The sequence below is a fragment of the Paenibacillus sp. AR247 genome, assembly GCF_002968895.1.
In the GTDB taxonomy this organism is placed as follows: Bacteria; Bacillota; Bacilli; order Paenibacillales; family Paenibacillaceae; genus Paenibacillus_AQ; species Paenibacillus_AQ favisporus.
This window is the reverse complement of sequence record NZ_PCZT01000026.1, coordinates 179,679-204,437: the sequence shown is the minus strand read 5'-3', so window position 1 is coordinate 204,437 and position 24,759 is coordinate 179,679. Positions and strand designations below refer to the sequence as shown.

Here is a 24,759-nt window from a genome sequence, read left to right as displayed (position 1 = left end):
CGGTATGTTCGGCAGCTCGGGAAGCTGCTGCGGCAGCACCTGGGCATTGTTTTCTTCCTTATTTTCTTCCATAGGCGCGGTAAGCTCTTCTTTATTCGGCTTTTCCGCCTCTTCCGGCTTCACATTCTCCTCAATCGGTGCCGTCAGTTCTTCTTTGGGACCGGTATATGTTTTGTTGCCGGGGATCGTTTTGGCATTCGCATTCCCGTCTACACTCTCGGCTGTAACGCCACCGACTTTAGGAATGTTGACCACTTCCCCTACAAGGAGCGCGTTCGGATTTTTGAGCTGCGGGTTGGCGTCGATCATATCCTTGAGCGTCACACCCCAGGCTTTGGACAATTTCCAAAGGCTGTCTCCCTGCTTGACGACATGCTTATGGATGATTTGATCGTTGTTTGGAACCTGTATCGGTTCCGCAGGAATTTTGACTTTCTGTCCGACCGTAAGCTGGTTTGGATCGGAGATTTGCGGGTTGGCGTCGATAATTTTTTGCAAAGGAACACCGTATTTTTTCGAAAGCTCATATAATGTGTCGCCACTTTTAACCATGTGTATTTTCACGCGGCAAATACCTCCTAAACTTCTTGTAGGCGTGGGTTCGCCTCCATTCGTTACTACATCTTATGCAGGGGATAGGCGGATGACATCCCTTTAGACAAAAAAATCCTTCCACGAAGAAGATCGTGAAAGGATTTTAGAGAAAAACAGGTCATAAAAAGGCTGTCGGAATCAGGATTCCCAAACTTTGTAGCCATCCTGCGTAACGATTTTCCGGAATTCTTCAAGAAGCTTCAAAGTGACCGGTCCAGCCTGTCCCTGTCCGATGACGCGTCCATCGATTTCGCGGGCGGCGATGACTTCGGCAGCGGTTCCGGTAAAGAATACTTCGTCGGCAATGTACACGTCGTGCATGCTGAACGGTTCTTCCTTCAGCTTGTAGCCCAGCTTCTCACAGAGCTCGATAATCGCCATGCGCGTAATGCCTTCCAGCGCTCCAAGGTAGCAAGGAGGAGTGTAGACGACACCGTTTTTAACGAGGAAAATGTTGTCGCCCGAGCCTTCGGTCACATATCCCTGCGCATTCAGCATGATCGCCTCGTCTGCTTCCGCGAAATTCGACTGGATTTTGACCAAAATGTTGTTCAGGTAGTTCAGGGACTTAATCTTCGGATTCAGTGCATCAGGCAGGTTGCGGCGCTGCGATACCGATACCGCTCTCAGTCCGTTCAAATAGGCTTCCTCCGAATAAATCGCCAGCTGCTCCACGATAATAAGAACGGTTGGCTTCGGGCAGCGTCTCGGATCTAGGCCCAGGTTCCCCACACCGCGCGATACGATCAAACGGATATACCCGTTGCGCATATCATTCCGGCGAATCGTTTCCGCCATGGCGTCGCGCATTTCCTCGAAGGACAGCGGGATGACTAAATCGATCGATTTGGCGGAATCATACAGGCGGTCCAAGTGCTCTTTGCATTTGAAAATGTTGCCCTCATAGATTCGGATTCCTTCAAAAATGCCGTCCCCATACAGGAAGCCGTGATCAAACACCGAAACTTTCGCGTTTTCTTTCGTTACAAATTCTCCATCTAAGTAAATCCACTGTTCTGACATCTGTTACCGCACCTCCGAATTTTGTTCCTGATCCTGATAAGTAAAGCTCGGGTAAGATCCCAGCACGCGTACCTGGCAGCCCAGCGCTTCGATCTCGCCGAAGGCCGCCGTCAGCAGCACCGAGTCCACGGATTCGAGCACATCGATATAAAAGTAATAGCTTCCCAGCTTTTTCTTGGTTGGTCTGGATTCAATCCGCGACAAATTCAAACGCCTCCAAGCAAAGGCTGCAAGCACCTGATGCAGCGCTCCCGCAAAATCCTCGGGCAGCGTCACCAGCACGCTCGTTTTTTGCTGTTCAACCGGCCGGTTGAGCGGCGGAAGTTCCTCATGGCCGATCAGTACGAACCGGGTAAAATTGTTGTCATGATCGGTAATGCGTTTGGCCAGCACGTCGAGCCCGTGAGTAGCCGCTCCGAGTGTTGTGCCGATGGCGGCCCAGCCTTTGCCCGGATTGGCTTTGACGATGCCTACGGCTTCGGTTGTGCTGCCTGCGTTGATCAGCTCGGCCTGCGGAGCATGCTGGCGGATAAACTGCTGGCACTGGGCCGTGGCTACAGGATGAGACAAAATTTTCTCAATCCGGCTGTAATCGATCTCCCCTGTCTCAGACATAAACTCCTGGCGGTCACCGATCAAATTCTGGATCGACGGATAGACCCACTCCACCCGCATCGGAATGTCAACTTCATTCACCAACCAGTCCATATGCAGGCTTACCGAGCCCTCAATCGTGTTCTCAATCGGAATGACGCTATAATCGGTTTTTCCCTGAGCCGTCGACAAAAATACGTCGGAAATCAGCTTATGATAGACCAGCTCCACCGGCTCATCCCCGAGCAAATACGCGACGGCCTCGTGCGACACCGACCCTTCCGGCAATAATGCAATTCGTTTCATGCGCTTACTTCCCCTTTACCATATCCATAAATGAACGGGACGGCATCCCGGAAATCTCAACGACTCCTTCCACGTCGGGAAGCAGCCATTTGGCGGATGCGTTGATGCCCTCAGCCCTCATCGTATTCAGGAGGAAGGCTTCCAGTTCGTTCTTTCTGGATTGTTGGCGGTCCACCAAAGCGAGCAGCGTAGGACCCGCACCGCTCAGCGCAACGCCAAGCGCGCCGTGATTCCCCGCTTCCTCCAAAATCCGGGTCATGCCCGGAATGAGGGGAGCCCGGTACGGCTGATGCAGACGGTCCGACATCGCATTGCCGATGAGGTCCATCCGGCCGCTGGCCAGCGCTCCGACCAAAAAGGAGGCCCGACATACATTATACACCGCATCCTTCCGGCTGATATGATCTGGTAAAACTTTCCTGGCCTCTGAAGTCTGCAGCTCAAAATCCGGGACGACGACCAGCACTTCCATATCTTCAGGCGGATCGAAGCGGATGCATTCGGCATGAACACCGTCCCAAATCGCTGTAATGATGCCGCCATACAGAGAAGCCCCGACATTATCGGGATGGTCTTCAATCCCTGTGGCCATATCAAACAACTCCGCTTTGCTCAGCGGTGACCCGATGAGTGCGTTGGCCGCAGCTAATGCCCCGACAATCGCCGTGGCGCTGCTTCCCAGCCCACGGGTCAAGGGGATATCGGAATACATGGATATTTCGAGCTCGGGCACTTGGACTCCCGCCCGCTCGAACACCTGCTGCGCGACTTGATACAAAAGATTGCTTTTATCCCGGGGAATTCCCTGCATTTCGTCTCCGTACAAATGAAATACGGTCTGCTCCGCTTCCTTCATCTCGATCCAGGCGTACAGCGACAAGGCCATGCCCAGCGTGTCAAAGCCCGGCCCGAGATTCGCGGTACTGGCAGGAATTTTCACCCGTACCCCGTCAGGCTGAATCATACCCGCTCCTCTTCCAGCTTCGCGATCGCCTCCATAACGGCTTCCTCCGTATCCGGAACGACGATAGGCTCGGCGTTGACCGTTTTCAGCGCCACGTTCGGGTCCTTCAGTCCGTTCCCGGTCAGGACGCAGACAACCGTCTCTCCACCTTTGAAAAATCCTTCGCGCTTCAGCTTGTACACCCCTGCTACCGATGCGGCGGAAGCTGGCTCGGCAAAGACGCCCTCACGTGCGGCAATGGTGCGGTATGCGCTCAGAATCTCTTCGTCAGTGACGTAATTGATCTGACCGTTGGATTCCTCCGCCGCAGCAACAGCGGTCTTCCAGCTGGCCGGGTTGCCGATCCGGATGGCAGTTGCTACCGTTTCCGGCTCGAGAATCGGCTCGCCCTTCACGATGGCCATCGCGCCTTCGGCTTCGAATCCGACCATGCGCGGCAGCGAGGAGGCTTTGCCTGCTGCGTGGTATTCCTTGAAGCCTTTCCAGTACGCGGAGATATTGCCTGCGTTGCCTACAGGAATGGCAAGCACGTCCGGCGCTTTGCCCAGCTGGTCCACCACTTCGAATGCGGCCGTCTTTTGCCCTTCAATGCGGAAAGGGTTGACGGAGTTTACGAGCGTGATCGGATGCTTGGCCGTAATGTCGCGCACGATCTCCAGAGCCCGGTCAAAGTTGCCTTCAATGGCAATGACCTTGGCACCGTAAATCATGGCCTGTGCCAGCTTGCCGAGCGCAATGTTGTTGTTCGGGATGAGAACGATGCAGTTCAAGCCACCGCGCGCCGCGTAGGCCGCCGCTGCAGCCGAGGTGTTGCCCGTGGAGGCACACATGATCGTACGGCTGCCTTCCTCCATAGCCTTGGCAACAGCCATGACCATGCCGCGGTCTTTGAACGAACCGGTCGGATTCAGCCCTTCATATTTAAAATAAAGATCGAGTCCAAGCTCCTCCGACAAATTTTCGGCACGGATCAGCGGGGTGTTGCCTTCCTTCAGCGTCAGGAGAGGCGTATTGTCGTTCACGGGTAAATATTCCTTGTACGTTTGCAGTAAACCTTGGTATGGCATCGTAAAACTCCTTTTCTGTATTCGAGGTAGTTATTTGAATGGGCGGGGTTACCCCTCAACCCGGTATACGCTCTTGATTCTGCGGATGACGTCCAGCCCTTCAAAATGCTGAAGCACCTTATCCATGCTCGCTTTGTTGGCTTGATGCGTCACGATGATGATCTCCGCTTCGGGATTGTGCTCGTTCGGCTGCTGTACGACCGATTCCAGGCTGACTCCGAATTCGGCGAACACCTGCGTAATTTTGGCAAGAACACCGGCTTTGTCGTCAACGTGAAGCAGGATAAAGTTTTTGTAACTGATCTGTTCATCGGTCTTCAGCTTCTTCGGCTTGTAAGGAACGATCGCTTTCAGGCCGTTGACGCCCAGTCTAAGGTTTTTGATGACAGCCATCAGGTCGGCCACAACGGAGGTAGCCGTCGGCATTTCGCCGGCGCCGGCGCCGTAGAACATCGTCTCGCCGACCGCTTCCCCGTACACGTATACGGCATTGAAGACGCCGTTCACAGCGGCGATCGGGTGCCCTTTGCGCACCATTGTCGGCTGCACACTGATGCTGAAATGATCGTCCTGCCGGTCTGCAATGCCAAGCAGCTTCATTTCGTAGCCAAGGCGTTTGGCATACGTAATGTCTTCCTTGGTCACCTGCGAGATGCCGCGCACGCTGACGTCCTTCAGCTCGATGTTGGAGCGGAAGCCGAGCGTACCCAGAATCGCCATCTTGCGGGCGGCGTCCAATCCTTCGACATCGGAGGTCGGGTCGGATTCGGCATAACCCAGTTTTTGCGCTTCCTCCAGCACATCCTCATAGGACGCGCCTTCCTGGCTCATTTTGCTCAAAATATAGTTAGTGGTACCGTTCACGATCCCCATGATCTTCAAGATGCGGTCCGAAGAAAATCCTTCGATCAGCGTCCGGATAATCGGAATGCCTCCCGCCACACTCGCCTCGTAGAAAACGTCGCACTGCTTCTCCTGAGCCTTGGCCAAAATCTCCGCTCCGTGCAGCGCCATCAGGTCCTTGTTGGCCGTGACAATATGTTTGCCTCGCTCCAGCGCCTCCAAAATGTAGGACTTCGTCTCATCAATGCCGCCCATCACTTCGACGATGACGTCGATTTCCGGGTCACGGATCACATCCCACGGATCTTCCGTCAATTTGCCTTGATCAACGGCCACACTGCGCGTTTTCCCGGAGTTCTTCACCGCGATCCTTTCGATGATGACCGGAGAGCCCACCTGGCTGCTCAAATCCTCCTGATGGCCTTCCACGATCCTGACGACTCCCGTACCGACCGTGCCCAGACCCAACAATCCAACTTTAACCGGCTTCATTCTCATACCTCCCGTGAATCTCCAAATAACATTCTTTGTCTTCTGTGACACCAGGCACGGACTTACCCCTGTCCGATCAAATTCGCCCGCTTGACTCCCGCTACGTCGCGCATGCCTTCCAGCATGTCCCCAAGCTCGTCGCCAAGCCGCGTCACCTCGACGGATATCACCACGTTCGCCATCCCCTGCAAAGGAATGCTCTGGTGAATCGTCAGCACGTTTCCGCCATAACCGGCCACCGTGCTCAGCACTTTCGACAGCATGCCCGCCCGGTGCTCCATATCGATGGAAATCGTCACGATCCGCTCGCGCTCCAGCTGGTTGATCAGGTGGATTCCGTCTTTGTATTTATAAAAAGCGCTGCGGCTCAACCCGACTTGTTCCACGGCTTCATGAACCGTCTTCGCGTCCCCGGCCGCTAGCAGCTGTTTCACCTGCATCGTCTTGACAACGGCTTCCGGCAAAATGTCTTCCCGGACCAAATAATAGCGTTCTTTCACGAACGTCCTCTCCTCAAAGACTGATGTATTCATATAGTGGACATTATATAGGAACCCTTGCCTGACGGTCAATAGTCCGACGCCTTTTTAATCTCCATCATACAAAAAAATGCCCGCCATGTAACGTAAAATGTCAGAAACAAAAGGGGCAGCAACAAAAAACCGGACGCCGTATACGAAATATACGGTGTCCGGTTCTTGTATGTTTAATAGTAGCTGCTGCCTTCTACAAACTCGAATTCAAAATCGCCGATTCTCACAATGGTGCCCTCAACGGCACCGCGTTTGCGAAGCTCATCGTCGATCCCCATATGGCGCATCGTCCGCGCAAGTTTCAGAATCGCTTCATGCGAGTTCATCTGCATGCGTTTGAGCAGGCGCTCAATTTTGACGCTGTGGACCACATAAGCCTCGTTGTCTCTCGTAATGGTGAACGAGTTGTCCTCGGTCTTATCCAGCTTGTACACTTTTCTTTCGGTGATTTCGGGTACTTCTTCCAGCGCGGCTTCCACAGGAATCTGGTCCAGCAGATCCGCCGCACGGTAGAGCAGCTCCTGAACGCCCTGCCGGGTCAGCGAGGAGATCGGCATGATCTCCAGGTCAGGTCGGTCCTTGCCGACTTTTTCACGGAATTCGGCCAGGTTGTCCTCCGCTTCCGGCATATCCATTTTGTTCGCTGCTACGATCTGCGGCCGCTCGGCCAGGGTGGCGTTGTACAGCTTCAGCTCGTCGTTGATTTTGACCCAGTCCTCGTATGGATCCCGTCCTTCGGATCCCGCCATATCCACCACATGGATAATGACGCGGGTCCGCTCTACGTGGCGGAGAAACTCATGCCCGAGGCCGACCCCTTCATGAGCACCCTCGATCAATCCCGGCAGATCGGCCATGACGAAGCTCCGGCCTTCCGCGACCTCCACGACGCCGAGGTTCGGCGTAATCGTCGTAAAGTGGTACGCCCCGATTTTCGGTCTCGCACCGGAAACGACCGACAAGAGCGTGGACTTCCCAACGCTCGGGAAGCCGACCAGACCGACGTCGGCCATCACTTTCAGCTCCATCACCACATACCGTTCCTGGCCTTCCTCCCCGTGCTCGGCGAGCTCGGGAGCCGGGTTGTTCGGGGTGGCAAAACGGATGTTGCCTCTACCGCCGCGGCCGCCTTTGGCAACAACCACCTGCTGTCCATGATGCGTCAAGTCGGCAATGACTTCGCCCGTATCATCGTCAATCAGCACGGTACCCGGCGGAATACGGACGATCATGTCCTCTGCCCCTGCGCCATGCTGGCTCTTGTTGCGGCCCTTCTCGCCGCGTTTGGCTTTGAAATGGCGCTGGTATCTGAAATCCATCAGCGTGCGCAGACCTTCGTCCACACGGAAGATGACATCTCCGCCCCTGCCGCCGTCACCGCCGGCAGGCCCGCCTTCCGGCACGTATTTCTCCCGGCGGAAAGCCACCAGGCCGTCACCACCGTCGCCGCCTTTGACATAGACTTTCGCTTTATCTACAAACATGACTTCACCTTCCTCATGCTCCACACGGCACGCGCAATTCAAATGAAGCCTGAGTCGGATCGATCTGCTCTGCTTTCATTTTCTTGCCTAGTACCACATTATATATTTGCTGCCGAAGCAGTTCCGGGTCCCCAAGGGAACCTTCTTCCTCAAATCTTACGATCAGCTCCGAGCCTTCCTCATAAAGGCTCAGAAACAGTTTGCGGGACTCGCCCCGCGAAGACTTGCTGCTGTATTGATATGCCCGGATCGTTTGGATGACGGCCAAGGCCAGATTGGCCCCTTCTTCCTGGCTGAGGTTGTTGATCAACGTCATCTGGTCATCCACGTGAACGTCCAGCTCCAAATTGCTGCTGGTACTGCGAAAAGACTGAAGGTAGAAAATAAGCGAAGGAATGCCCAGCTTGGCTATTTTGCTTTCGACAGCCATCTGTTCCTTTATTCTTTCCACACATTGAACCGCTTTATCACTTTTTCCGAGCTTGATATAACCATACAAAATTTGCAAATCGTTCATCCAGTCATGGCGGTGATGGTTGAGCGTACGGATGGCCGTCTGCTCCAAACTGCGGACTACGGCATCATGATGACGCGAAGTACTCCGGCGAATCTGCGCATATCCGAGAAAAAGCACCGCTAATATCCACAGCGGAAGGATCATGTACCAAATCCATGAACCGCCACGGTATATAAATACTAACGGAATCACGATTGAAATGACCGCAGCAGCCATTATGCTCTTCCCAAATTTCATAGCACTCCCCGTCCCCGTCCCACACATGAGATAGTTAACATCATTGCCCAGTATACCATAATTGTCCAGTTATGTTCATATCAATAATAGACGGCCTACAAAATAACCCCACCAAGTGGGGCTTTTGCTCCAACGCATATTCAGCTGATGTGCAGGGGGGGACTCCCAAGAATATGCTTTAATTCAAAAAGAGCCCCCGGCAAGCATTGCCGGAGGCTTCTTGTTCATTCTGCGTTCGCAGACAATTAAGCTTCTACTGCTGCCGCTACAGGAGCGACATCCACAGGATAAACGCTCACTTTCTTGCGGTCGCGGCCCCAACGTTCGAATTTCACAACGCCGTCCACTTTAGCAAACAGAGTGTCGTCTTTGCCGATGCCCACGTTCGTACCAGGATGAATTTTCGTTCCGCGTTGGCGAACCAAGATGCTTCCGCCAGTAACGGTTTGGCCGTCAGCACGCTTAACGCCGAGACGTTTCGCTTGGCTGTCGCGTCCGTTCTTTGTGGAACCAACACCTTTTTTCGAAGCGAACAATTGAAGATTCAGCTTTAACATGTTGTCTCCTCCTTCTGTTAGTAATGTACTTCTTGTATTTGAATATACTTCCCGTATGATTCTGCTATGGAATTCAGCATAACCACCATCGATTCCAGCAGCAACTGAACCTGTTCGTGCACGCCTGATTCCTCCATCGAAGGAACGTCCGCGCTCAGAAAACCGTTGTTCATTCTGCTGTCCATGACCGTTCCGGTTAATGCTTCCACCGAATTGACCGTTCCCACCGTGACCGCCGATACTCCGGCGCATACGATGTCTTCTCCGGCCTTCGCGTAGTTCGCATGCCCCTTCACTTCAAAGCCACGAATCTTGCCGTCTTCCCGGCGTAATATCCGTACGTTAATCAATTAGCGCACCTTCTTACGCTTGGATCTTCTCGATCGTAACTTTTGTGTATGGCTGACGATGACCTTGCTTCTTGTGGTAGTTCTTCTTAGGTTTGTATTTGTATACAACAACCTTCTGGCCCTTACCATGCTTCTCAACTTTAGCGGTTACGGATGCGCCGGCTACGACTGGAGTTCCTGCCACCAGACCGTTGTCACCGGATACGGCCAATACACGGTCGAAAGTTACACTTTCGCCATCGGCTGCGTTCAGCTTCTCGATGAACAATACGTCGCCCTCTTGAACTTTGTATTGTTTACCGCCTGTCTCGATAATTGCGTACATTTGCTTGCACCTCCTCATGTCTCAGACTCGCCTAATCCAGGTGGCCTGCCGTCTTCAACAGCGGCACTTGTAAACCCGACCGGAGCGGTTACAGCATGTGACAAGCAATAAATACTGGACACATACTCATAGATATTAACATATCTGTCCATCATAAGTCAATGCGCGCTCAGAAGGTTTATTTTCCCCGTTCCGCCGCATACTTCGCATGATTTGGAAAACATGACAGCCGTGTCCTCTCTTACTTTCTTCCGCGTAAGCTCCAGCAAACCAAGCTTGCTCCAGCCGACGACATGGCTTTTGGCCGGTCCCGGCTCATGCCCGCCTCCAGCCGGTTGACAACCTCCTGCCGGTTCTTCTCCTCTTCCATATCGATAAAATCGACGATAATGATGCCGCCGATGTCGCGGAGACGGATCAGCCGGGCGATTTCTTCAGCCGCCTGCAGATTGGTCTTTGTGACCGTCTCTTCCAAATTGCCGCCGCCGGTATATTTCGCCGTATTGACGTCGACTACCGTCAGCGCCTCGGTCTGGTCCAGCACGATCGTGCCTCCGCTCTCCAGCGTCACCCTGCGCGCAAAATCCCGCTCCAGCTGCTCTTGAACGCCGTGGGCCCTAAAAATGTGCTCGTGGCCCTGGTGCATCCGAACGGGCCGGTGTCCGCCGTGAGCAATCTCCTCCAGAAACAGCTCGGCTTCTCTCGCTTCCGGCCTGCTGTCAATCCAGAGCTCGTCCTGCTCCGGATCGAACACGTCGCGGATAAACCGCTGCACGATGCTGAGATCCCGGTGCAGCAGGCACGGTGCCGCGCAGGCGTCGGCTTTCTCCTGAATGCTTATCCACCGCTCCCGCAGCGCGTTCAAATCCCCTTCGATGGCATCCGGATGCTCATCCTCGGAGACGGTCCGCATGATGACGCCCTCTCCGCTCCTCCGGAGGGAATCGCCCAGCACCTTCAGCCGGTTCCGGTCATGCTCCCGGTATACCTTCTTAGAGACGGCCACATAATCCGCATGCGGCATATACACGATCCATCTGCCCGGAAGCGAATAATGCGTCGTCACCCTCGGGCCTTTGCCGCCAAGCGGCTCCTTCATCACCTGGACGACGATTTCCTGCCCGACGCGCAGCAGCGATTCGATATTCGGCTTGTCCTTCGGCTGCTTCTCCAAATGCGGATGCAGTACGTCGTCCACGTATAAAAAGGCGTTTTTTTTCTGGCCGATATCCACAAACGCGGCCTGCATGCCGGGCAATACGTTGACGACACGCCCTTTGTAAAAGCTCCCGACCAGACTGTGCCCCTGGCTCCGCTCGGCAGCGAATTCCACCAGCTTGCCTTCCTCCAAGAGCGCCATCTGGGTCAGCTTCGGTTCGATGTGAACGATCATTTGTTTCATGGCTTCACCCCTGCCAGAAGACATATCTTTTTCATTGTACCATGAAATCTCCTTTAAATTAGCTCCATCCCTGAGTTAGGAGCAGCCCGCATTCACACCTTTTTCACGTTCGTTGTTCCTTGCGTATTTATATCCACGAAGTACGATCTGTCGCAAAATAAGCAGAAATAATGCGCTGCTCGGGAAGCACGGCAATGATTTTTCCGCGCTCGTTCATCACATAAATAAGATGGTATTTCTCTCTTTTTAATAGACGCAGGATACTGTCCAAATGTTTCGCCGGATCGGCAACGATGGGCTGCGCGAGTTCCCCGTCCGCTCTGGATCGGGTGTACATCGATTCACGGTGCATGAGAAATCTTGTAAATCGGTAAGGCAGGTTCCGGTAGTCGACCCAGTTCGAGTACAGCAGAAATATACCGATTAACAGCAGGTTGAGCTGAACGCTGCCCTTCCCTTGAAAAAGCGGTGCCAGCGCGCATATAATGACGATCACGCTCGCCCCAACGCTGATCCTCGAGGACCACAGAAGCGTACGGTGATAAGGGAAAAACAAGCTGGCAGCCGACTGTAATATTTTCCCTCCATCAAGGGGTAAAATCGGCAGCAGATTAAACAATGCAATCATCGCATTGCCATAAATTACATAAGACAGAAAGGCGCCATCCCCCCAGCCGGCCAGACGGAGGAGCAGCGCGAACAGGATCATCATTCCGTTTTGCAAAGGCCCCGCTGTCGCGATGACGATTTCCTTCCACGCGGACAGCCGGCCCTGATCTTCGATTTCCACCACCCCGCCGAACGGGAGGAACTGAATCGAACGGATGCGCACGCCGTACATCAGCGCAGCCCCGGCATGTCCCAGCTCATGAATGAATACGATGACAAACAGCGTAATTAGCTCGAGGAAATGCCCGGTAACGACCGAAAACAGCATCAGGATCACGAAAAACGGGTGCAGCGACAGGGTCATTCCGCGAACGTTAATCAATCGGGATCACATCGGCCGGATCCACATAATGGCCCCCTTCTTTGACCGCAAAAAACAGGGTCGGCGTCTCACCGTCACTCCCCTGTCCGAGCGACCCGACCGGGTCTCCGGCCTCAACCCAATCGTTCTTCTGCAGCTGCGTCTCCTGCAAATGGCTGTATGTCGCAACCAGGCCGCCGGAGTGCTGGATGGTCACCGAGAATCCGGTTTCCGGCGAATCCGACACTTCCATGACACGTCCCGTTTCTACACTTTTCACCTGAAGCGCCGTGCTTGAAACCTCATCCGGAGCAATTTCCACTCCTTTCAGGTTGACGGCGAAGGCCTGTACGATTTTACCTTCGATCGGGGGCACCATCGATTTGGATGCATCAACTTTCAATGGGGACACCGGATCCTGTTTGAAAATAGGGATAAAAGAGGGAGCTTTCCCGAAGTATGTTTCATACCAGGCTTCTGCAGCCTGAAAATCCATTTCCCGGTTCAGCGATTGAACGACAAAGCTCTGCACTTTGCCGCTCCACGGCTGGTTGATCGGAAAGTGGAACACGCCCCACACTCCCGCAAACACGATGGCGCTGAAAACAGGCGCCACATGAAGCCGGAAACAAAGTGGTGCTTTCTATGGAAGGGGCCGCCGGCCTGATAACGATCCTTTTTCCACTGCTTCTCCGGATCGGGCTCGGGCACGTAGCTTTCGGTCAGTTTGCCCCGGCTCCACAGCCTTGGCTCGTCCTGTACAGGCAATGGTGAAGGCTCCGAGGGCGGCTGGATCGGCATCGTTTTTGACAAATCGTCTCTGGTCAGCAGATCGCGGATCCGTTCTTCTCTCCGCTGTTTGATGGAAGATTTCATGTCCACTTGTGCTCATCCCCTTTTCGAGGCTTGTTTTATACCAGTTTATGTGGGAAAGTCCCGTTTTTAGAACAAGCCTGTTCCACCATATGATTCCATAGCATTGGCTATTGGCGTTTCAGGGCCCTCGGTGATCCAATGCCTATTCACACAATTACGGAACGCAAAAAGCAGCCCCGGGACATTCCCGAAGCTGCTTTTGCTTCCATTCCTCACACCTTCTGAATTTTTGGCGGGACCGGGGCGGCGCCCGACGACTTCCTTTTGCTCAGGTCCAGTTTCTTCTGCAGATAGCCCAGCACGAGGTCCGCCACAATCGCCAGCAGCGCCGCAGGGATGGCCCCGGCAAAAATCCGCAGCGAGTTGTTGCTGTTCAGGCCCGCGTAAATTTCCCGTCCCAGACCGCTGCCGCCGACCAATGGCGCAATCGTCACGACACCGATCGCTATGACCGCGGCTATGCGGATCCCTGACATCAGGTAGGTCAGCGCCAAAGGGAACCGGACTTTATAGAGCAGCTGAAACGGACTCATGCCGATGCCTCTGCCGGATTCCATGTAGCTCGGGTCCACCTGCTTGAGCCCGACGTACGTATTGCGGACGATCGGGTTGAGCGAATACAGGAACAAACCGACCATCACCGTCTTCATACCCAGGCCGAGCCACAGCATCAGGATGACGAGCATCGCCAGGCTGGGGATGACCTGCAGAATGTTGGTGATGAACAGAATGACCTTCGCCGCCCAGCGGCTTCTGGAGCACAAAATACCGAGCGGTACCCCGATGACGATCGCAAGCCCCAACCCGATCACCACCATCAAAATATGCTGGATGAAATACTCCCATAATAGCCCGCTGTTCCGCGAGACATAAGATACGAAATCCATAAACGTTAGCTTCTTCTCGTCCATGCTAAACCTCCTCTAGCTCTTGATCAAACCCTTCTCCTTCAAATAGGCAATCGCGACTTCCCGCTCGCTTTTCTTCTCGATATCCACCTGGTAGTTCAGCGAAATCATCGTGTCGGCATCGATATGCCCGATCAACGGAGCAATGGCGTCTTTGATTTCAGGATGCTTTTGGAGGATGTCCGTCCGGATCACCGGACTCGCGTCGTACGGAGGGAAGAACTGCTTGTCATCCTTCAGCGTCTGCAGCTGATAGGCTTTCAAGCGGGAATCCGTGGAATAGGCAAGCACGATATCAACCTGACGGTTCGCCACAGCGCTGTACACGAGGCTGATCTCCATCGGGAACACCTGCCCGAAATTGATGCCATAAGCCTTGGAAAAGGCCGGGTAACCGTCCGCTTCCCGTTCCAGCCACGTCGTATCAACGCCGAGCTTCATGGACGCCATATCCTTTTTGACATCCGAAATCTTCTGGTAGCCCTTCGAATCGGCGAGATCCTTACGGACCGTAAAGGCATACGTATTTTCAAAGCCTAACGGATCCAGCCAGGTAAAATGAAAGTACTTGTCAAACCCAGTCTTGGCTTCTTCGAGCACCTTCGCCCGGTCCTTGGTCTCGCTGATCGGAAAATGGTTGTTGAAAATTTCGCCCGTATAGAGCGTGGACATTTGGATGTCGTTTCTTTTCATCGAATTGATGACGATCGAGCTTGAAGCCAGGTCGGGAATGATGCCGACGCTGACGTTGGTTTTTTCTTCAATCAAGGCCTTGTACATTTCGGCCAAAATTTTCGTTTCGGTGTAGGTTTGGGTTCCGATGACCACATCCTGCTGGATCCCGCAGGCCGAAGTGATGCCAGTTAGAAAGATGGCACAGCACAAAAATAACGACAATTTGAACGTTTTCAGTTTCATCACGCCTCCTCGGATCAGTCTAAAGGGCTTCGTCAGCCTTGTCATACGGCAGCACTCCGGGTTTGACGGTAGCGCCGGGTCAGCCAGCCTTCCAGCAGCCCCAGCAGGCCGTCGGCCACCAGAGCCAGCACAACTGCGCCGATGCCACCGATAAAGATCATTTCCGGCTTGTTGACGCCAAGTCCCGAAACGATCAGCTGCCCGAGTCCGCCGGCCCCGATCAGGGAAGCAAGCGTCGCCCAGCTGATGATATACACCGTCGTGATCCGTATGCCAGACATGATATAAGGAAGCGATAAGGGAAGCTGGATTTTCAGAATCGTCTGGGCTGCACTGTATCCCATGCCTTTTGCGGAATTCAGCACGCCTTTATCCACTGACTGGAATCCGTCGTAAGTGTTCCGCAAAATCGGCATGAGGGAATACAGCAGCAGCGCCAAAATCGCCGGCTTCACGCCGATGCCAAGCAGCGGAATCAGAATGGCCAGCAGCGCCAGGCTCGGGATCGTCTGGAACAGGTTGGCGATAAAAAATACGACGCTGTTGATCCAGCCGACCCGGTTGTATACCAGCAAAATGCCGACAGGGACCGCAACGATCGTCCCGAGGATCACCGCGGAAAAGGAGATGGTCAGATGCTGCCGGAGGGCCAGCAGGATATCCGGGTACCTTTCGGTGATAAAGCTCCAAAATTCATTCACACCGGCTCCCCCTCTCCGGCAGGCTGCGGAGGAGCGAGGTTCGGATACACCTCGGCCAGATGCTTGACGACACTGCCCCGGGTAACCAGACCCAGGAACCGGTTATTTCCGTCGACCACCGGGATATTGCTCAGCTGGTGGCTGTCCATGAGCTCAATGGCCTGGGGCAGCGTACTCCCCGAAGCTACCGAGAAGCGGACAGGGACCATGACGTCGGCAACCGTTTTGCCCTCTTCGCCGTACATGTCCAGCACCCGGTAAATCGAAACCGCGCCCTGCAGCTGCTTGTTCCGGTCCACGATAAACAGGGAGTCTACACGCTTGGACTCCATCATTTTGATCGCTTCCGCCAAGCCTCGATTCGGGAATGCCGTCACGGGATTCGTAATCATAACGTCGTCGACGAGAGGAATTTCATAGGAAAGCTCGTTTTCGCTCTGCAGCCGTTTCGAGCCGATAAAGTTGCGGACGAAGTCATTCGCCGGATGGCGCAGGATCGCCTCGGGCTTCCCGGTTTGCACGATTTGCCCGTCCTTCATCAGCACGATCGTGTCCGCGATTTTGATCGCTTCGTCCATATCATGTGTCACGAAAATGATCGTTTTGCTCAGCTCCTGCTGCAGCCGGATAAGTTCATCCTGCAGCTGCTCCCGGCTGATCGGGTCCAGCGCCGAGAAAGGCTCGTCCATCAGGATGATATCCTGGTCGGCCGCCAGCGCCCGGATAACCCCGACCCGCTGCTGCTGCCCGCCGCTGAGCTCGGAAGGATAACGGTTCCGGTATATGGTATGGTCGAGACCAACCAGGTCGAGCAGTTCGTTCACTTTCCGGTCGGTTTTCTCTTTATCCCACTTTTTCAAATGAGGGACGACCGCCACGTTTTTGGCGATATTCATATGAGGGAACAAGCCTACACTCTGAATGACATATCCGATGTTCCGGCGCAGTTCCACCGGGTTGAGCCCGGAGATGTCTTTTCCGTCGATCAGTACTTTTCCTGAGGAAGGGGTGTTCAGGGCATTGATCAGCTTCATGGTCGTCGATTTGCCGCAGCCGCTGGGGCCAATCAAGACTGTAATTTCCCCCTTCTTAAACTCCAGGTTGATGTCCTTGAGGGCATGAAACCCGTCATCATACACTTTGTTACATGATCCAGTACAATCATTCAATCGCTCCTTTAGCCAGCTGTATTCATAGTATGTGGAGCATTTCGCATATCATCCGCCATCCGGCGCAAAGACATGGTCCGTCCGCAAATGGGAGCGGGCTCATCAAAACATGGCTTCAAATCTTCAAGTATCCGAGCTTGTTTCATAAGATAGGCTCACGGGCCTGTTATGTAGTGGAAAAGCGGTTTTCCTAACGGGGAGTTAAAGGAATCATCCATATACGGCGTGAACGTTGCCATATGCAACGAATGGATGAAGCTAAGCATCCGTGCATCCTTAGTTTCTCGCGTTCAACAGACATGCCAAACTGCAAATAGACAAGCCTAACTCTTTTGGACCTGGAAGGAAGATTGGCGAAATGCGACTGTGGATCCGATTCCAAGCAACAATTTGGGACCTCCTGCCTGGCTGGCTCACAGCAGGTTTTAGTTTATTACCCATTCTGCTGCAAAATGAAACAGGTGGGGGGCTTTTTTAAAAAAAGAAATGCAGCCACTGCACCACCGTCTCCCGATCCCGTATGAAACGTCCGCCGTACTATTTTTTCGTTCCCCGGGTCCAGAATCCCCCATGCAGCATGACAGGCTCGGTGACGACAATGAATGCCTTCGGGTCAAGCTCCAGTATGGAGTTGTAGAGCTTCTTCTGGTTTTTCCGTTTGGCAAGCACTTCGAAGACCAGACGATGGCCGTCGCGGCCGCTGCCGATCCAGGAGGTGACGCCATACCCGATGTTGCGCAGCGTGTTGGCCATATCGCTCCCGGGATCATTGACGATGACCTTCATCGTAATATAGCCGAGCGCAATCCGGTTTTCGATCCACGAGCCCACCAGAACGCCAAGGCCGTAGCCCACGGCATACACGATCAGGGACAGCGGCTGATTGACATACTTCAGCACGATGCTGAGTCCGAGCACATAAATCGTAATTTCAAACATGCTGAGCACCGCGGCCAAATACTTTTGGCCTTTCAACGTCAGGATCATGCGCAGCGTAAAGAAAGAGACGTATACGATTTGGATAACGAAAATAAAAATCAGTATTCCGAGCATAATAAGCACCCCTTGTCTATTCTCAGGTTGTCTTTGTAGTAACTTAACCCAATTCGTCAAGCCTCTATTCACGCCCGGGATGGATGATTGAAAGGAAATGGCCTATACATCAAGGGGATTTGGAGGAGATGATGCGGAGCTCAAACGCAAAAAAAGGGATGAAGCCGCTTGGCTCCATCCCTTCTCTGTTTAGAATAATCCATCGTATTCCATCCCTTCTCTGTTTAGAATAATCATCGTATAAAGAATCCGGTCATCCCATTCCGAACAGCTTTTTGAACCGGGTGAACATGCTTTTCTTCTGGTCCAGCTGCATCAGCGGCACCGTATCGCCCAGGATGCGCCGCGCAATGTTGCGGTACGCGATCGCGGCCCGCGATTCCGGGTTCATCACCGTGGGTTCCCCGCTGTTGGCTGCCTTGATGACGTACTCGTCATCAGGCACGATCCCGATCAGATCGATGTTGAGCACCTGGAGCACATCCTCTATGTCGAGCATGTCTCCGGATTTGACCATATTCGGCCGAATCCGGTTCACGACCAGCTTGGGCGACTCCACGGCAGAGCTCTCCAGCAGCCCGATAATACGGTCGGCGTCGCGAACCGCGGCGTTCTCCGGCGTGGTAACGACGATCGCCTTGTCCGCTCCGGCAATCGCGTTCTTAAATCCCTGCTCGATGCCGGCAGGACAGTCGATAATAACATATTCGTACTCTTTCTTCAGCTCAAGAATAATATCCTTGACCTGCTCCGGCGACACCGCGTTTTTGTCCTTGGTCTGGGCGGCCGGAAGCATATACAGCTCGTCAAAGCGCTTATCTTTCACCAGCGCCTGGTTCAATCGGCAGCGCCCTTCCGCCACATCGCATAAATCGTAAATGATCCGGTTCTCCAGGCCCATCACGACGTCCAAATTGCGCAGGCCGATGTCGGTATCGACCAGGCACACTTTTTTGCCAAGCAGCGCAAGCGCGGTTCCGATGTTCGCCGATGTGGTCGTTTTGCCCACACCGCCTTTACCGGAAGTAACGACGATAGCTTCTCCCATGTGTTACACCCCTTTAAACACGTTAAAATCCCGCCGTATCCGGACAATATTGCTAATTTTATCGATTTGCATGGCTCCGTCGCGCAAAAACGCAAACTCCATGCTCGTCTCCCGAATGTTCCATTCGTCCGGAGGCCGGCTGATTCTTTCGGCAATCCGGAGCTGGGTGGGGGCAAAATAGGAGGCTGCAATGATCGCTTCCTCATTTCCCTCAACGCCTGCATGGGCCATTCCACGCAGAGCCCCCAATATATAAATATCACCCGTGCACAGAATGCTTCCGCCCGGGTTCACGTCACCCAAGAACAGCAGGTCCCCGTGATGATGCAGCACCTGGCCCGATCGGACCATTCCGCTCATGACCGCATAGGCCGGCTCTTTCCCGGGTTCGTTTTCCCCCTCAGGCATCTCCACGGAACGGATCAGCAAATTTCCCTTTTGCTTCAAGATGTCCAGCATGGATTGTTTCTGGTCTTCCGATATACGCCTTGACCCAAGCTTTACGTCTACATGAATAATCGGTCCGGTCAAAATATTTTGATGAGTATGCTCCAGCTTATACCTCAGCTCACCCAGCAGTTCCTCAAATTCACATTCGTCATCGAGCAGGAAAACCAGGCCATCTTTGATGCCCTTAATCGTCACATGATTCGATTTGACTGCCATGCCTGTCCCTCCCATCTCTATACATTTCGTTCCCGGATGCATAAGTTCCTGCCTGATTATGCAAATTGTAAGGGCGGTTTACGCCGCCTTTTCCATTTTTGCGCGTTTACCAAGCTTCTCGAGCTGCTTGCGCAGCGGAACATAAATGATTAACCCGAAAACGAAATGAACGACCAGATCGGGCAGAATATGGTGCAGCAGGTTCCAGTTATACGGAACGGCCGTGAGCGAGAACACCCGGTAGATCCCGTACAATAGGCTGTCAAACAGCAGACTACCCAAAATGATGACCGTCATCATAACCGGCATTTGGGCGCGCGGCATCCGAAAAATAAAGCCCATAATATAAGCCGTAACCCCCATAACAAAGGAATACGTGCCAATCATATCCCCGTAAAAGACGACGTCATGCAGCATGCCGAATATGATCCCGAGAACGAGCGCGGTATGACGGTGATGATATACCGAAACAAATAACAGGACGATAAAGACCAGATTCGGCGAAATGACGTTCTGCCAGGAGCCCGGCAGCAGCCAGGGAACGACCGTCCCTTCGAGAAGAAAAAGGACGAACAGCAGCAGGATCAGCACTTGCTTGCGGACCATTATTGCGGTACCTCCGGTTGAGATACGACAAATAGCATCTTCCAATCCTGAAACTCCGCCGCAGGCTCAATAGTAGCCGTCTTCGTCTTCCCGAACGGGCTGACCTGTACCTTGGTGACTTTGCCGATGATCAGGCCTTGCGGATACTTGCTCGGATCTCCTGAGGAAACGATGGTATCCCCTACCTTGATCGGATCGTTCTCTTTGATCTGGGTCATCTGCAGGGTCTTGCTGACCTCGTCATAACTATCGATAATTCCGAAAACCTTATGATTGCTCAGCGCCGTCGCCGAAATGCCGTTGGAATTCGGGTCCTTCTCATCCATCGTCGTAATCAGCTTGACTGTCGACGTGAAGTTGCTGACATGGCTGATGACCCCGACAAGGCCTTCGCTCGAAATGACGGACTGGCCGACCTTTATGCCGTCCCGCTCGCCCAGATCAATGACAAGGGAGCGGCTCACCGTGTCTGAGTTGACGCTAACGACCTGGGTAATATGATAAGTATAATTGTTCTGCTCTTTCTGGGCATCCGTAAAATGCAGCTTTTCTTCCAGTTCCTTATTTCGCTCTTCCATAAGATTATATTGGACCTTATCACGCGTATAATGGGCAAGAGCAATCTTGAGCTCCTCGTTTTCTTTGTAGATGTCCCGCATATTGGCAATATCTTTAAACAAGCCCGCTATGTAACCAGCGGGCTTATAAAAGATATTTTGGGCAAATCCGACCGTATCCCTCAGAAACTTCTCGGGCCAGGATAACGAGGCCCGGGGCCCCAACGTAAATCCCATGAGCGCAATAAACATAACCAGAGCAATCAGTATAACAAACAATCGCTTATTGCCGAGCAGTTTAAACAGTTCTAACACCCTCTAACTTACTGATTTCTCTCCCATGATCAGGGGTGACCCGCCTATAAGTGCTTAACGTTTGGAACGCACGGCCGAACTGCTGCGGGATTTGAATAGATGAATGTTCTCGAGCGCTTTGCCCGTACCGATGGCGACGCAGTCCAGCGGATTGTCCGCCACGATGACCGGCATGCCGGTTTCTTGTGCGAGCAGCTTGTCCAAGTTGCGCAGCAGGGCTCCGCCTCCGGTCAGGACGATACCGCGGTCCATAATGTCGGCGGCAAGCTCCGGCGGACACTTCTCCAGCGTTACCTTCACCGCTTCAACGATCGCATTGACCGTGTCAGACAGAGCTTCGCTGATCTCGTCGGATGTGATGGTAATCGTCTTCGGCAAGCCGGTGACGAGGTCACGCCCGCGGATTTCGCTCGTTTCCACCTGTTCCAGCGGCAGCGCAGAGCCCACTTCCATTTTCAGCTGCTCCGAAGTCCGTTCCCCGATCATTAAATTGTATTGCCGTTTAATATATTGAATGATAGATTCGTCCATTTCGTCGCCGGCCACTCTGACCGAACGGCTCGTAACGATACCGCCCAGGGAAATAACCGCAACTTCAGTTGTACCCCCGCCGATGTCAACGACCATGCTGCCTGTCGGCTCCCATACCGGAAGGTCTGCACCGATGGCTGCCGCAAACGGCTCTTCGATGGTGTAAGCCTCACGCGCACCCGCCTGCTTGGTGGCATCTTCAACCGCCCGCTGCTCTACCGCAGTAATGCCCGAAGGTACACAAACCATCACGTTCGGATGGCGCTGGAACATAGAGCGCTGCTTTTGCGCCTGACGGATAAAATATTTAATCATAGTGGCCGTCGTGTCAAAATCAGCGATAACCCCGTCCTTCATCGGACGGATGGCACGGATATTCCCCGGCGTGCGGCCGATCATTTTCTTGGCGGATTCACCAACGGCTTCAATGCTCTTCGTATCGGTGCGCAAAGCGACTACCGAGGGCTCCCTAACGACAATTCCTTTTCCACGGACATAAACGAGCGTATTCGCCGTCCCCAAGTCAATACCCAAATCTTTCGTGAAGCTCCCAAACATGCTGTAATCTCCCTTTCTTCGTCAATCTCAACTATTATATTACATCAAGCCTTGCTCCTTCAAACTGACGTATCCTCCATCGCCGATGATCAAATGATCCAACACCTCTATGCCCACAATGTCTCCTGCCTCCTTCAACCGGGCGGTCAGGGAAATATCTTCTGGACTAGGGGTGGGATCTCCACTGGGATGATTGTGTGCACAAACGACGGATGCGCTGCTGCATTTAATGGCTGCGCGAAACACCTCGCGAGGGTGCACGATGGAGGCGTTCAGACTGCCGATCGAAAGCGTCTCTTGAGCAATAATGTGATTTTTCGTATTCAAAAACAAACAGACAAAATGTTCTTTTTGCAAATACCGCAGCTGCTCTGAGAGCACGTTTGCGGCATCCTTCGGGCTCCGTATCGTAACGGGCTCCTCTTTGCGAGCTCTGGACAAACGCTGTCCGAGCTCGATTCCGGCTTTGAGCTGCAGCGCCTTCGCGCTGCCGATGCCCCGAATAGACATCAGCTCCTCGACGCTCAGGTCGACCAGATTTCGCAAACTGCCGACTTGCTTCAGTATCCGCTGAGCCAAATGTACGGCTGACTCCTGGCGGGTTCCCGTCCGAAGCAAAATAGCAAGCAGTTCGGCATGGCTTAAAGCACTCGCCCCATATTCAAGCATGCGTTCTCTCGGGCGTTCTTCATGGGGGATGTCGCGCAGCAGATAAGTTTGCGACTCCATAAGTTCCCCTTCTTTCCCTTCATTCAAATAACATCCGCAAGTTTTACAAAACGTCGATTCCGAACTCGCCCAGCATGTCCGAAAGCAGGGACAGCGGCAGTCCGACCACGTTAAAATAGCATCCTTCGATCCGTTCGACGATCGTTGACCCGAGTCCCTGGATCGCATAGGCGCCCGCTTTGTCATCAGGCTCTCCGCTCATGGCGTAAGCCTCTACCTGGCGCCCGGTGAGCGGCTTCATCGTCACCGACGTCACACGATGGCGCACCATCGTCTTGCCGTTCATGACATCGATGACGGCGACTCCCGTATATACCTCGTGGGTCCGGCCTTGCAGCGATGTCAGCATGCGAACCGCATCCTGCTTGTCGACCGGCTTGCCCAGCACCTGATTGTCCAGCACAACAACCGTATCACTGCCGACGATCACGGCATCCTCCTTATCATCATGAAGCGAGGCATGAACGGCTTCCGCTTTGCGTAAGGCCAGTCCTTCCACGACCTGCTGCGGTGTCCAATCTTCGGGTGTATGTTCTTCAGCGTGACTGGGACGGATCTCAAACGGAATATGTAGAGAAGCGATCAGCTCCTGCCTTCTCGGTGAAGTTGATGCCAGAATAATGCGGCGTGAATGGTTTGATTTCAATGAAAGGATCTCCTTTGTCCGGTAGTTAAAGCCTGCGATACAGCCACACGGAGACAATGATGCCGATCAAACTCAGCAGGCTTAGTTTCATTTGAATGGTAATGTCGTAACTGATAATGTCCAAATTAGCTTGCGGTGACCATTTGATCATCGTGGATGCGGTCAGAAAAGAAAGAGCTTGTACAGGCTCCAGCGCTTTGGCTATCCATGCTCCCGCCAGCCAGCCAAGCAGCAGAAACAGCAGTAATATTCCAACATTCTTCTTCATTCTTCTCTTCCTAATATTCCAACATTCTTCTTCATTCTTCTCTTCCCTCGCCATAATTTGACACCCACATTATTATACGGTTATTTGGACGTCAATACAAACACAAATCCGGCATGGGGAAGTATTTCCATTTCCACGCCGGATCTTTGTGTTTTATGCTTTTTCCAGGGAAGCGACAAGCTGCTTCTGCAGCATGATGAATTCCATCATCCTGGACTGGATTTCCCATAAATGCCCCTTCGCCGTATTTTTGTTGTATTCCTCGACGGACGAAAGCGAGCTGTTCATCGCCTGCTCCAGCTGCCTGCCCATCTCCTGCTGATCCGCGCCCAGGCCGGCCTGGAACGGCTTGGCCGCCTCCGTCCACTGCCGGTGCAGATCGGTCAAACGGTTCATATCCTCGGTACCGATTTTCCCCGGAAGATCCTTACCCAGGAGGCTCGCCGATGTTTGGCTCAGCAGCGCAACCAGGTCCGCGCTCACCTGAAAGTATTGGTTAACGGCCTCCGCGTCTCCGTTAAAATGCAGGGAGGTTGCGGCTGGGAGATCCACCTCCCGCACATACAGATCAACCCCTTCCGCCTTCAGCTGATTGCTGAGCAGCTTGGCCTGTTCGCGGTCTGTGGACAGACCCGCATACACCCGGTTTTCCTCATCCGGATCGTTCCCTGCGGCAATGCCGTACTGCTCCAGCTCATCCTTCGCCTGCTGAACCCGGTCGGCGGTGCTGAAGACGCCATACTGCAGCATGTAGTAGGTTTGAGGACCCACCTCGACGGCGACCGCCGGGACGGAAGCTTGATCCTCGCCGGACTGCGCAGAGGTGCTTACAGCACTCGGGTTTCCTGTGTTGCCGCCCGGGTCCATCCCCGCAGATCCGTCCTTGAAAAAGGAGAGGACCACCAAACCGAACAACGCCCCGGTGACGATTGCTCCAGTTACCGTTCCGACG

Annotated in this window: 28 protein-coding genes, 1 pseudogene and 1 other annotated feature; all 29 genes and pseudogenes read right to left on the bottom strand. The window is 53.5% G+C overall.

What is annotated here, in order from left to right:
• Positions 1 to 564: LysM peptidoglycan-binding domain-containing protein (locus CPT76_RS35190; protein ID WP_146116539.1), on the bottom strand; the 564-nt coding region annotated here is incomplete at its 3' end.
• A 168-nt stretch (positions 565 to 732) separates the two neighbouring features.
• Entirely contained in the window at positions 733 to 1,617 is an 885-nt protein-coding gene (gene ilvE / locus CPT76_RS35185; protein ID WP_076174439.1) for a branched-chain-amino-acid transaminase, read from the bottom strand.
• A 3-nt stretch (positions 1,618 to 1,620) separates the two neighbouring features.
• Positions 1,621 to 2,517: a prephenate dehydratase gene (gene pheA / locus CPT76_RS35180; protein WP_105446180.1), complete on the bottom strand. Its 897-nt coding sequence runs from the start codon at positions 2,515 to 2,517 to the stop codon at positions 1,621 to 1,623.
• A gap of 4 nt (positions 2,518 to 2,521) precedes the next feature.
• Positions 2,522 to 3,481 (bottom strand): homoserine kinase, encoded by a 960-nt coding sequence (gene thrB / locus CPT76_RS35175; RefSeq protein ID WP_105446179.1) that lies wholly within the window; start codon positions 3,479 to 3,481, stop codon positions 2,522 to 2,524.
• Complete coding sequence (thrC, locus tag CPT76_RS35170; protein ID WP_076174432.1) at positions 3,478 to 4,548, bottom strand: threonine synthase; 1,071 nt, start codon at positions 4,546 to 4,548, stop codon at positions 3,478 to 3,480. Before thrC ends, thrB begins: the two co-directional genes overlap by 4 nt.
• 48 nt (positions 4,549 to 4,596) lie before the next feature.
• The gene (locus tag CPT76_RS35165; protein WP_105446178.1) at positions 4,597 to 5,883 is read right to left on the bottom strand and encodes a homoserine dehydrogenase; all 1,287 of its coding nucleotides are present in this window, start codon (positions 5,881 to 5,883) and stop codon (positions 4,597 to 4,599) included.
• 62 nt (positions 5,884 to 5,945) lie between these two features.
• The gene (locus tag CPT76_RS35160) at positions 5,946 to 6,383 is read right to left on the bottom strand and encodes an ACT domain-containing protein (RefSeq protein ID WP_076174428.1); all 438 of its coding nucleotides are present in this window, start codon (positions 6,381 to 6,383) and stop codon (positions 5,946 to 5,948) included.
• Positions 6,384 to 6,589: 206 nt separating this feature from the next.
• Complete coding sequence (gene obgE / locus CPT76_RS35155; RefSeq protein WP_105446177.1) at positions 6,590 to 7,900, bottom strand: GTPase ObgE; 1,311 nt, start codon at positions 7,898 to 7,900, stop codon at positions 6,590 to 6,592.
• Positions 7,901 to 7,913: 13 nt separating this feature from the next.
• Positions 7,914 to 8,654 carry a Spo0B domain-containing protein gene (locus CPT76_RS35150; protein ID WP_181153245.1) on the bottom strand — a complete coding sequence of 247 codons (741 nt, stop codon included), beginning with the start codon at positions 8,652 to 8,654 and terminating at the stop codon, positions 7,914 to 7,916.
• Positions 8,655 to 8,899: 245 nt separating this feature from the next.
• Positions 8,900 to 9,211 carry a 50S ribosomal protein L27 gene (gene rpmA / locus CPT76_RS35145; RefSeq protein WP_076174421.1) on the bottom strand — a complete coding sequence of 104 codons (312 nt, stop codon included), beginning with the start codon at positions 9,209 to 9,211 and terminating at the stop codon, positions 8,900 to 8,902.
• A gap of 17 nt (positions 9,212 to 9,228) precedes the next feature.
• The gene (locus tag CPT76_RS35140; RefSeq protein WP_076174419.1) at positions 9,229 to 9,561 is read right to left on the bottom strand and encodes a ribosomal-processing cysteine protease Prp; all 333 of its coding nucleotides are present in this window, start codon (positions 9,559 to 9,561) and stop codon (positions 9,229 to 9,231) included.
• 13 nt (positions 9,562 to 9,574) lie between these two features.
• Positions 9,575 to 9,886 carry a 50S ribosomal protein L21 gene (gene rplU, locus CPT76_RS35135; RefSeq protein WP_076174416.1) on the bottom strand — a complete coding sequence of 104 codons (312 nt, stop codon included), beginning with the start codon at positions 9,884 to 9,886 and terminating at the stop codon, positions 9,575 to 9,577.
• Positions 9,887 to 9,899: 13 nt separating this feature from the next.
• Positions 9,900 to 9,986, bottom strand: a sequence feature (ribosomal protein L21 leader region).
• 58 nt (positions 9,987 to 10,044) lie between these two features.
• Positions 10,045 to 11,288, bottom strand: a pseudogene (locus CPT76_RS35130) (Rne/Rng family ribonuclease).
• A gap of 127 nt (positions 11,289 to 11,415) precedes the next feature.
• Positions 11,416 to 12,279 (bottom strand): M50 family metallopeptidase, encoded by an 864-nt coding sequence (locus tag CPT76_RS35125; RefSeq protein ID WP_105446175.1) that lies wholly within the window; start codon positions 12,277 to 12,279, stop codon positions 11,416 to 11,418.
• Positions 12,272 to 12,829, bottom strand: a complete 558-nt coding sequence (locus tag CPT76_RS35120; RefSeq protein WP_105446174.1) for a M23 family metallopeptidase — start codon at positions 12,827 to 12,829, stop codon at positions 12,272 to 12,274. Before CPT76_RS35120 ends, CPT76_RS35125 begins: the two co-directional genes overlap by 8 nt.
• Before the next feature lie 517 nt (positions 12,830 to 13,346).
• Positions 13,347 to 14,045, bottom strand: coding sequence for an ABC transporter permease (locus CPT76_RS35115; protein WP_105446173.1), 699 nt, complete (start codon positions 14,043 to 14,045; stop codon positions 13,347 to 13,349).
• A gap of 12 nt (positions 14,046 to 14,057) precedes the next feature.
• Entirely contained in the window at positions 14,058 to 14,960 is a 903-nt protein-coding gene (locus CPT76_RS35110; RefSeq protein ID WP_105446172.1) for a glycine betaine ABC transporter substrate-binding protein, read from the bottom strand.
• Between the two features lie 41 nt (positions 14,961 to 15,001).
• Positions 15,002 to 15,661 carry an ABC transporter permease gene (locus tag CPT76_RS35105; RefSeq protein ID WP_105446171.1) on the bottom strand — a complete coding sequence of 220 codons (660 nt, stop codon included), beginning with the start codon at positions 15,659 to 15,661 and terminating at the stop codon, positions 15,002 to 15,004.
• The gene (locus CPT76_RS35100; protein WP_105446170.1) at positions 15,658 to 16,830 is read right to left on the bottom strand and encodes an ABC transporter ATP-binding protein; all 1,173 of its coding nucleotides are present in this window, start codon (positions 16,828 to 16,830) and stop codon (positions 15,658 to 15,660) included. Before CPT76_RS35100 ends, CPT76_RS35105 begins: the two co-directional genes overlap by 4 nt.
• A 537-nt stretch (positions 16,831 to 17,367) precedes the next feature.
• Positions 17,368 to 17,883 carry a DUF2179 domain-containing protein gene (locus tag CPT76_RS35095; RefSeq protein ID WP_076174398.1) on the bottom strand — a complete coding sequence of 172 codons (516 nt, stop codon included), beginning with the start codon at positions 17,881 to 17,883 and terminating at the stop codon, positions 17,368 to 17,370.
• A gap of 253 nt (positions 17,884 to 18,136) precedes the next feature.
• The gene (minD, locus tag CPT76_RS35090; RefSeq protein WP_076174396.1) at positions 18,137 to 18,931 is read right to left on the bottom strand and encodes a septum site-determining protein MinD; all 795 of its coding nucleotides are present in this window, start codon (positions 18,929 to 18,931) and stop codon (positions 18,137 to 18,139) included.
• A 3-nt stretch (positions 18,932 to 18,934) separates the two neighbouring features.
• Entirely contained in the window at positions 18,935 to 19,597 is a 663-nt protein-coding gene (gene minC, locus CPT76_RS35085; RefSeq protein ID WP_076174394.1) for a septum site-determining protein MinC, read from the bottom strand.
• Between the two features lie 78 nt (positions 19,598 to 19,675).
• On the bottom strand, positions 19,676 to 20,206 hold the full coding sequence (gene mreD, locus CPT76_RS35080; RefSeq protein WP_374954763.1) for a rod shape-determining protein MreD: 531 nt from the start codon (positions 20,204 to 20,206) through the stop codon (positions 19,676 to 19,678).
• Positions 20,203 to 21,075 (bottom strand): rod shape-determining protein MreC, encoded by an 873-nt coding sequence (gene mreC / locus CPT76_RS35075; RefSeq protein WP_105446168.1) that lies wholly within the window; start codon positions 21,073 to 21,075, stop codon positions 20,203 to 20,205. The genes mreD and mreC overlap by 4 nt, the downstream gene beginning before the upstream one ends.
• A 54-nt stretch (positions 21,076 to 21,129) precedes the next feature.
• The gene (locus CPT76_RS35070) at positions 21,130 to 22,164 is read right to left on the bottom strand and encodes a rod shape-determining protein (RefSeq protein WP_105446167.1); all 1,035 of its coding nucleotides are present in this window, start codon (positions 22,162 to 22,164) and stop codon (positions 21,130 to 21,132) included.
• Positions 22,165 to 22,203: 39 nt separating this feature from the next.
• A complete protein-coding gene (gene radC / locus CPT76_RS35065; protein WP_076174385.1) occupies positions 22,204 to 22,893 on the bottom strand; it encodes a RadC family protein in 690 nt (229 codons plus the stop codon).
• Between the two features lie 43 nt (positions 22,894 to 22,936).
• The gene (locus CPT76_RS35060) at positions 22,937 to 23,539 is read right to left on the bottom strand and encodes a Maf family protein (RefSeq protein ID WP_105446166.1); all 603 of its coding nucleotides are present in this window, start codon (positions 23,537 to 23,539) and stop codon (positions 22,937 to 22,939) included.
• A 25-nt stretch (positions 23,540 to 23,564) separates the two neighbouring features.
• Positions 23,565 to 23,807 (bottom strand): DUF4321 domain-containing protein, encoded by a 243-nt coding sequence (locus CPT76_RS35055; RefSeq protein ID WP_076174380.1) that lies wholly within the window; start codon positions 23,805 to 23,807, stop codon positions 23,565 to 23,567.
• Between the two features lie 153 nt (positions 23,808 to 23,960).
• The coding region (locus tag CPT76_RS35050; RefSeq protein ID WP_181153244.1) for an SPOR domain-containing protein at positions 23,961 to 24,759 on the bottom strand (799 nt) is incomplete at its 5' end.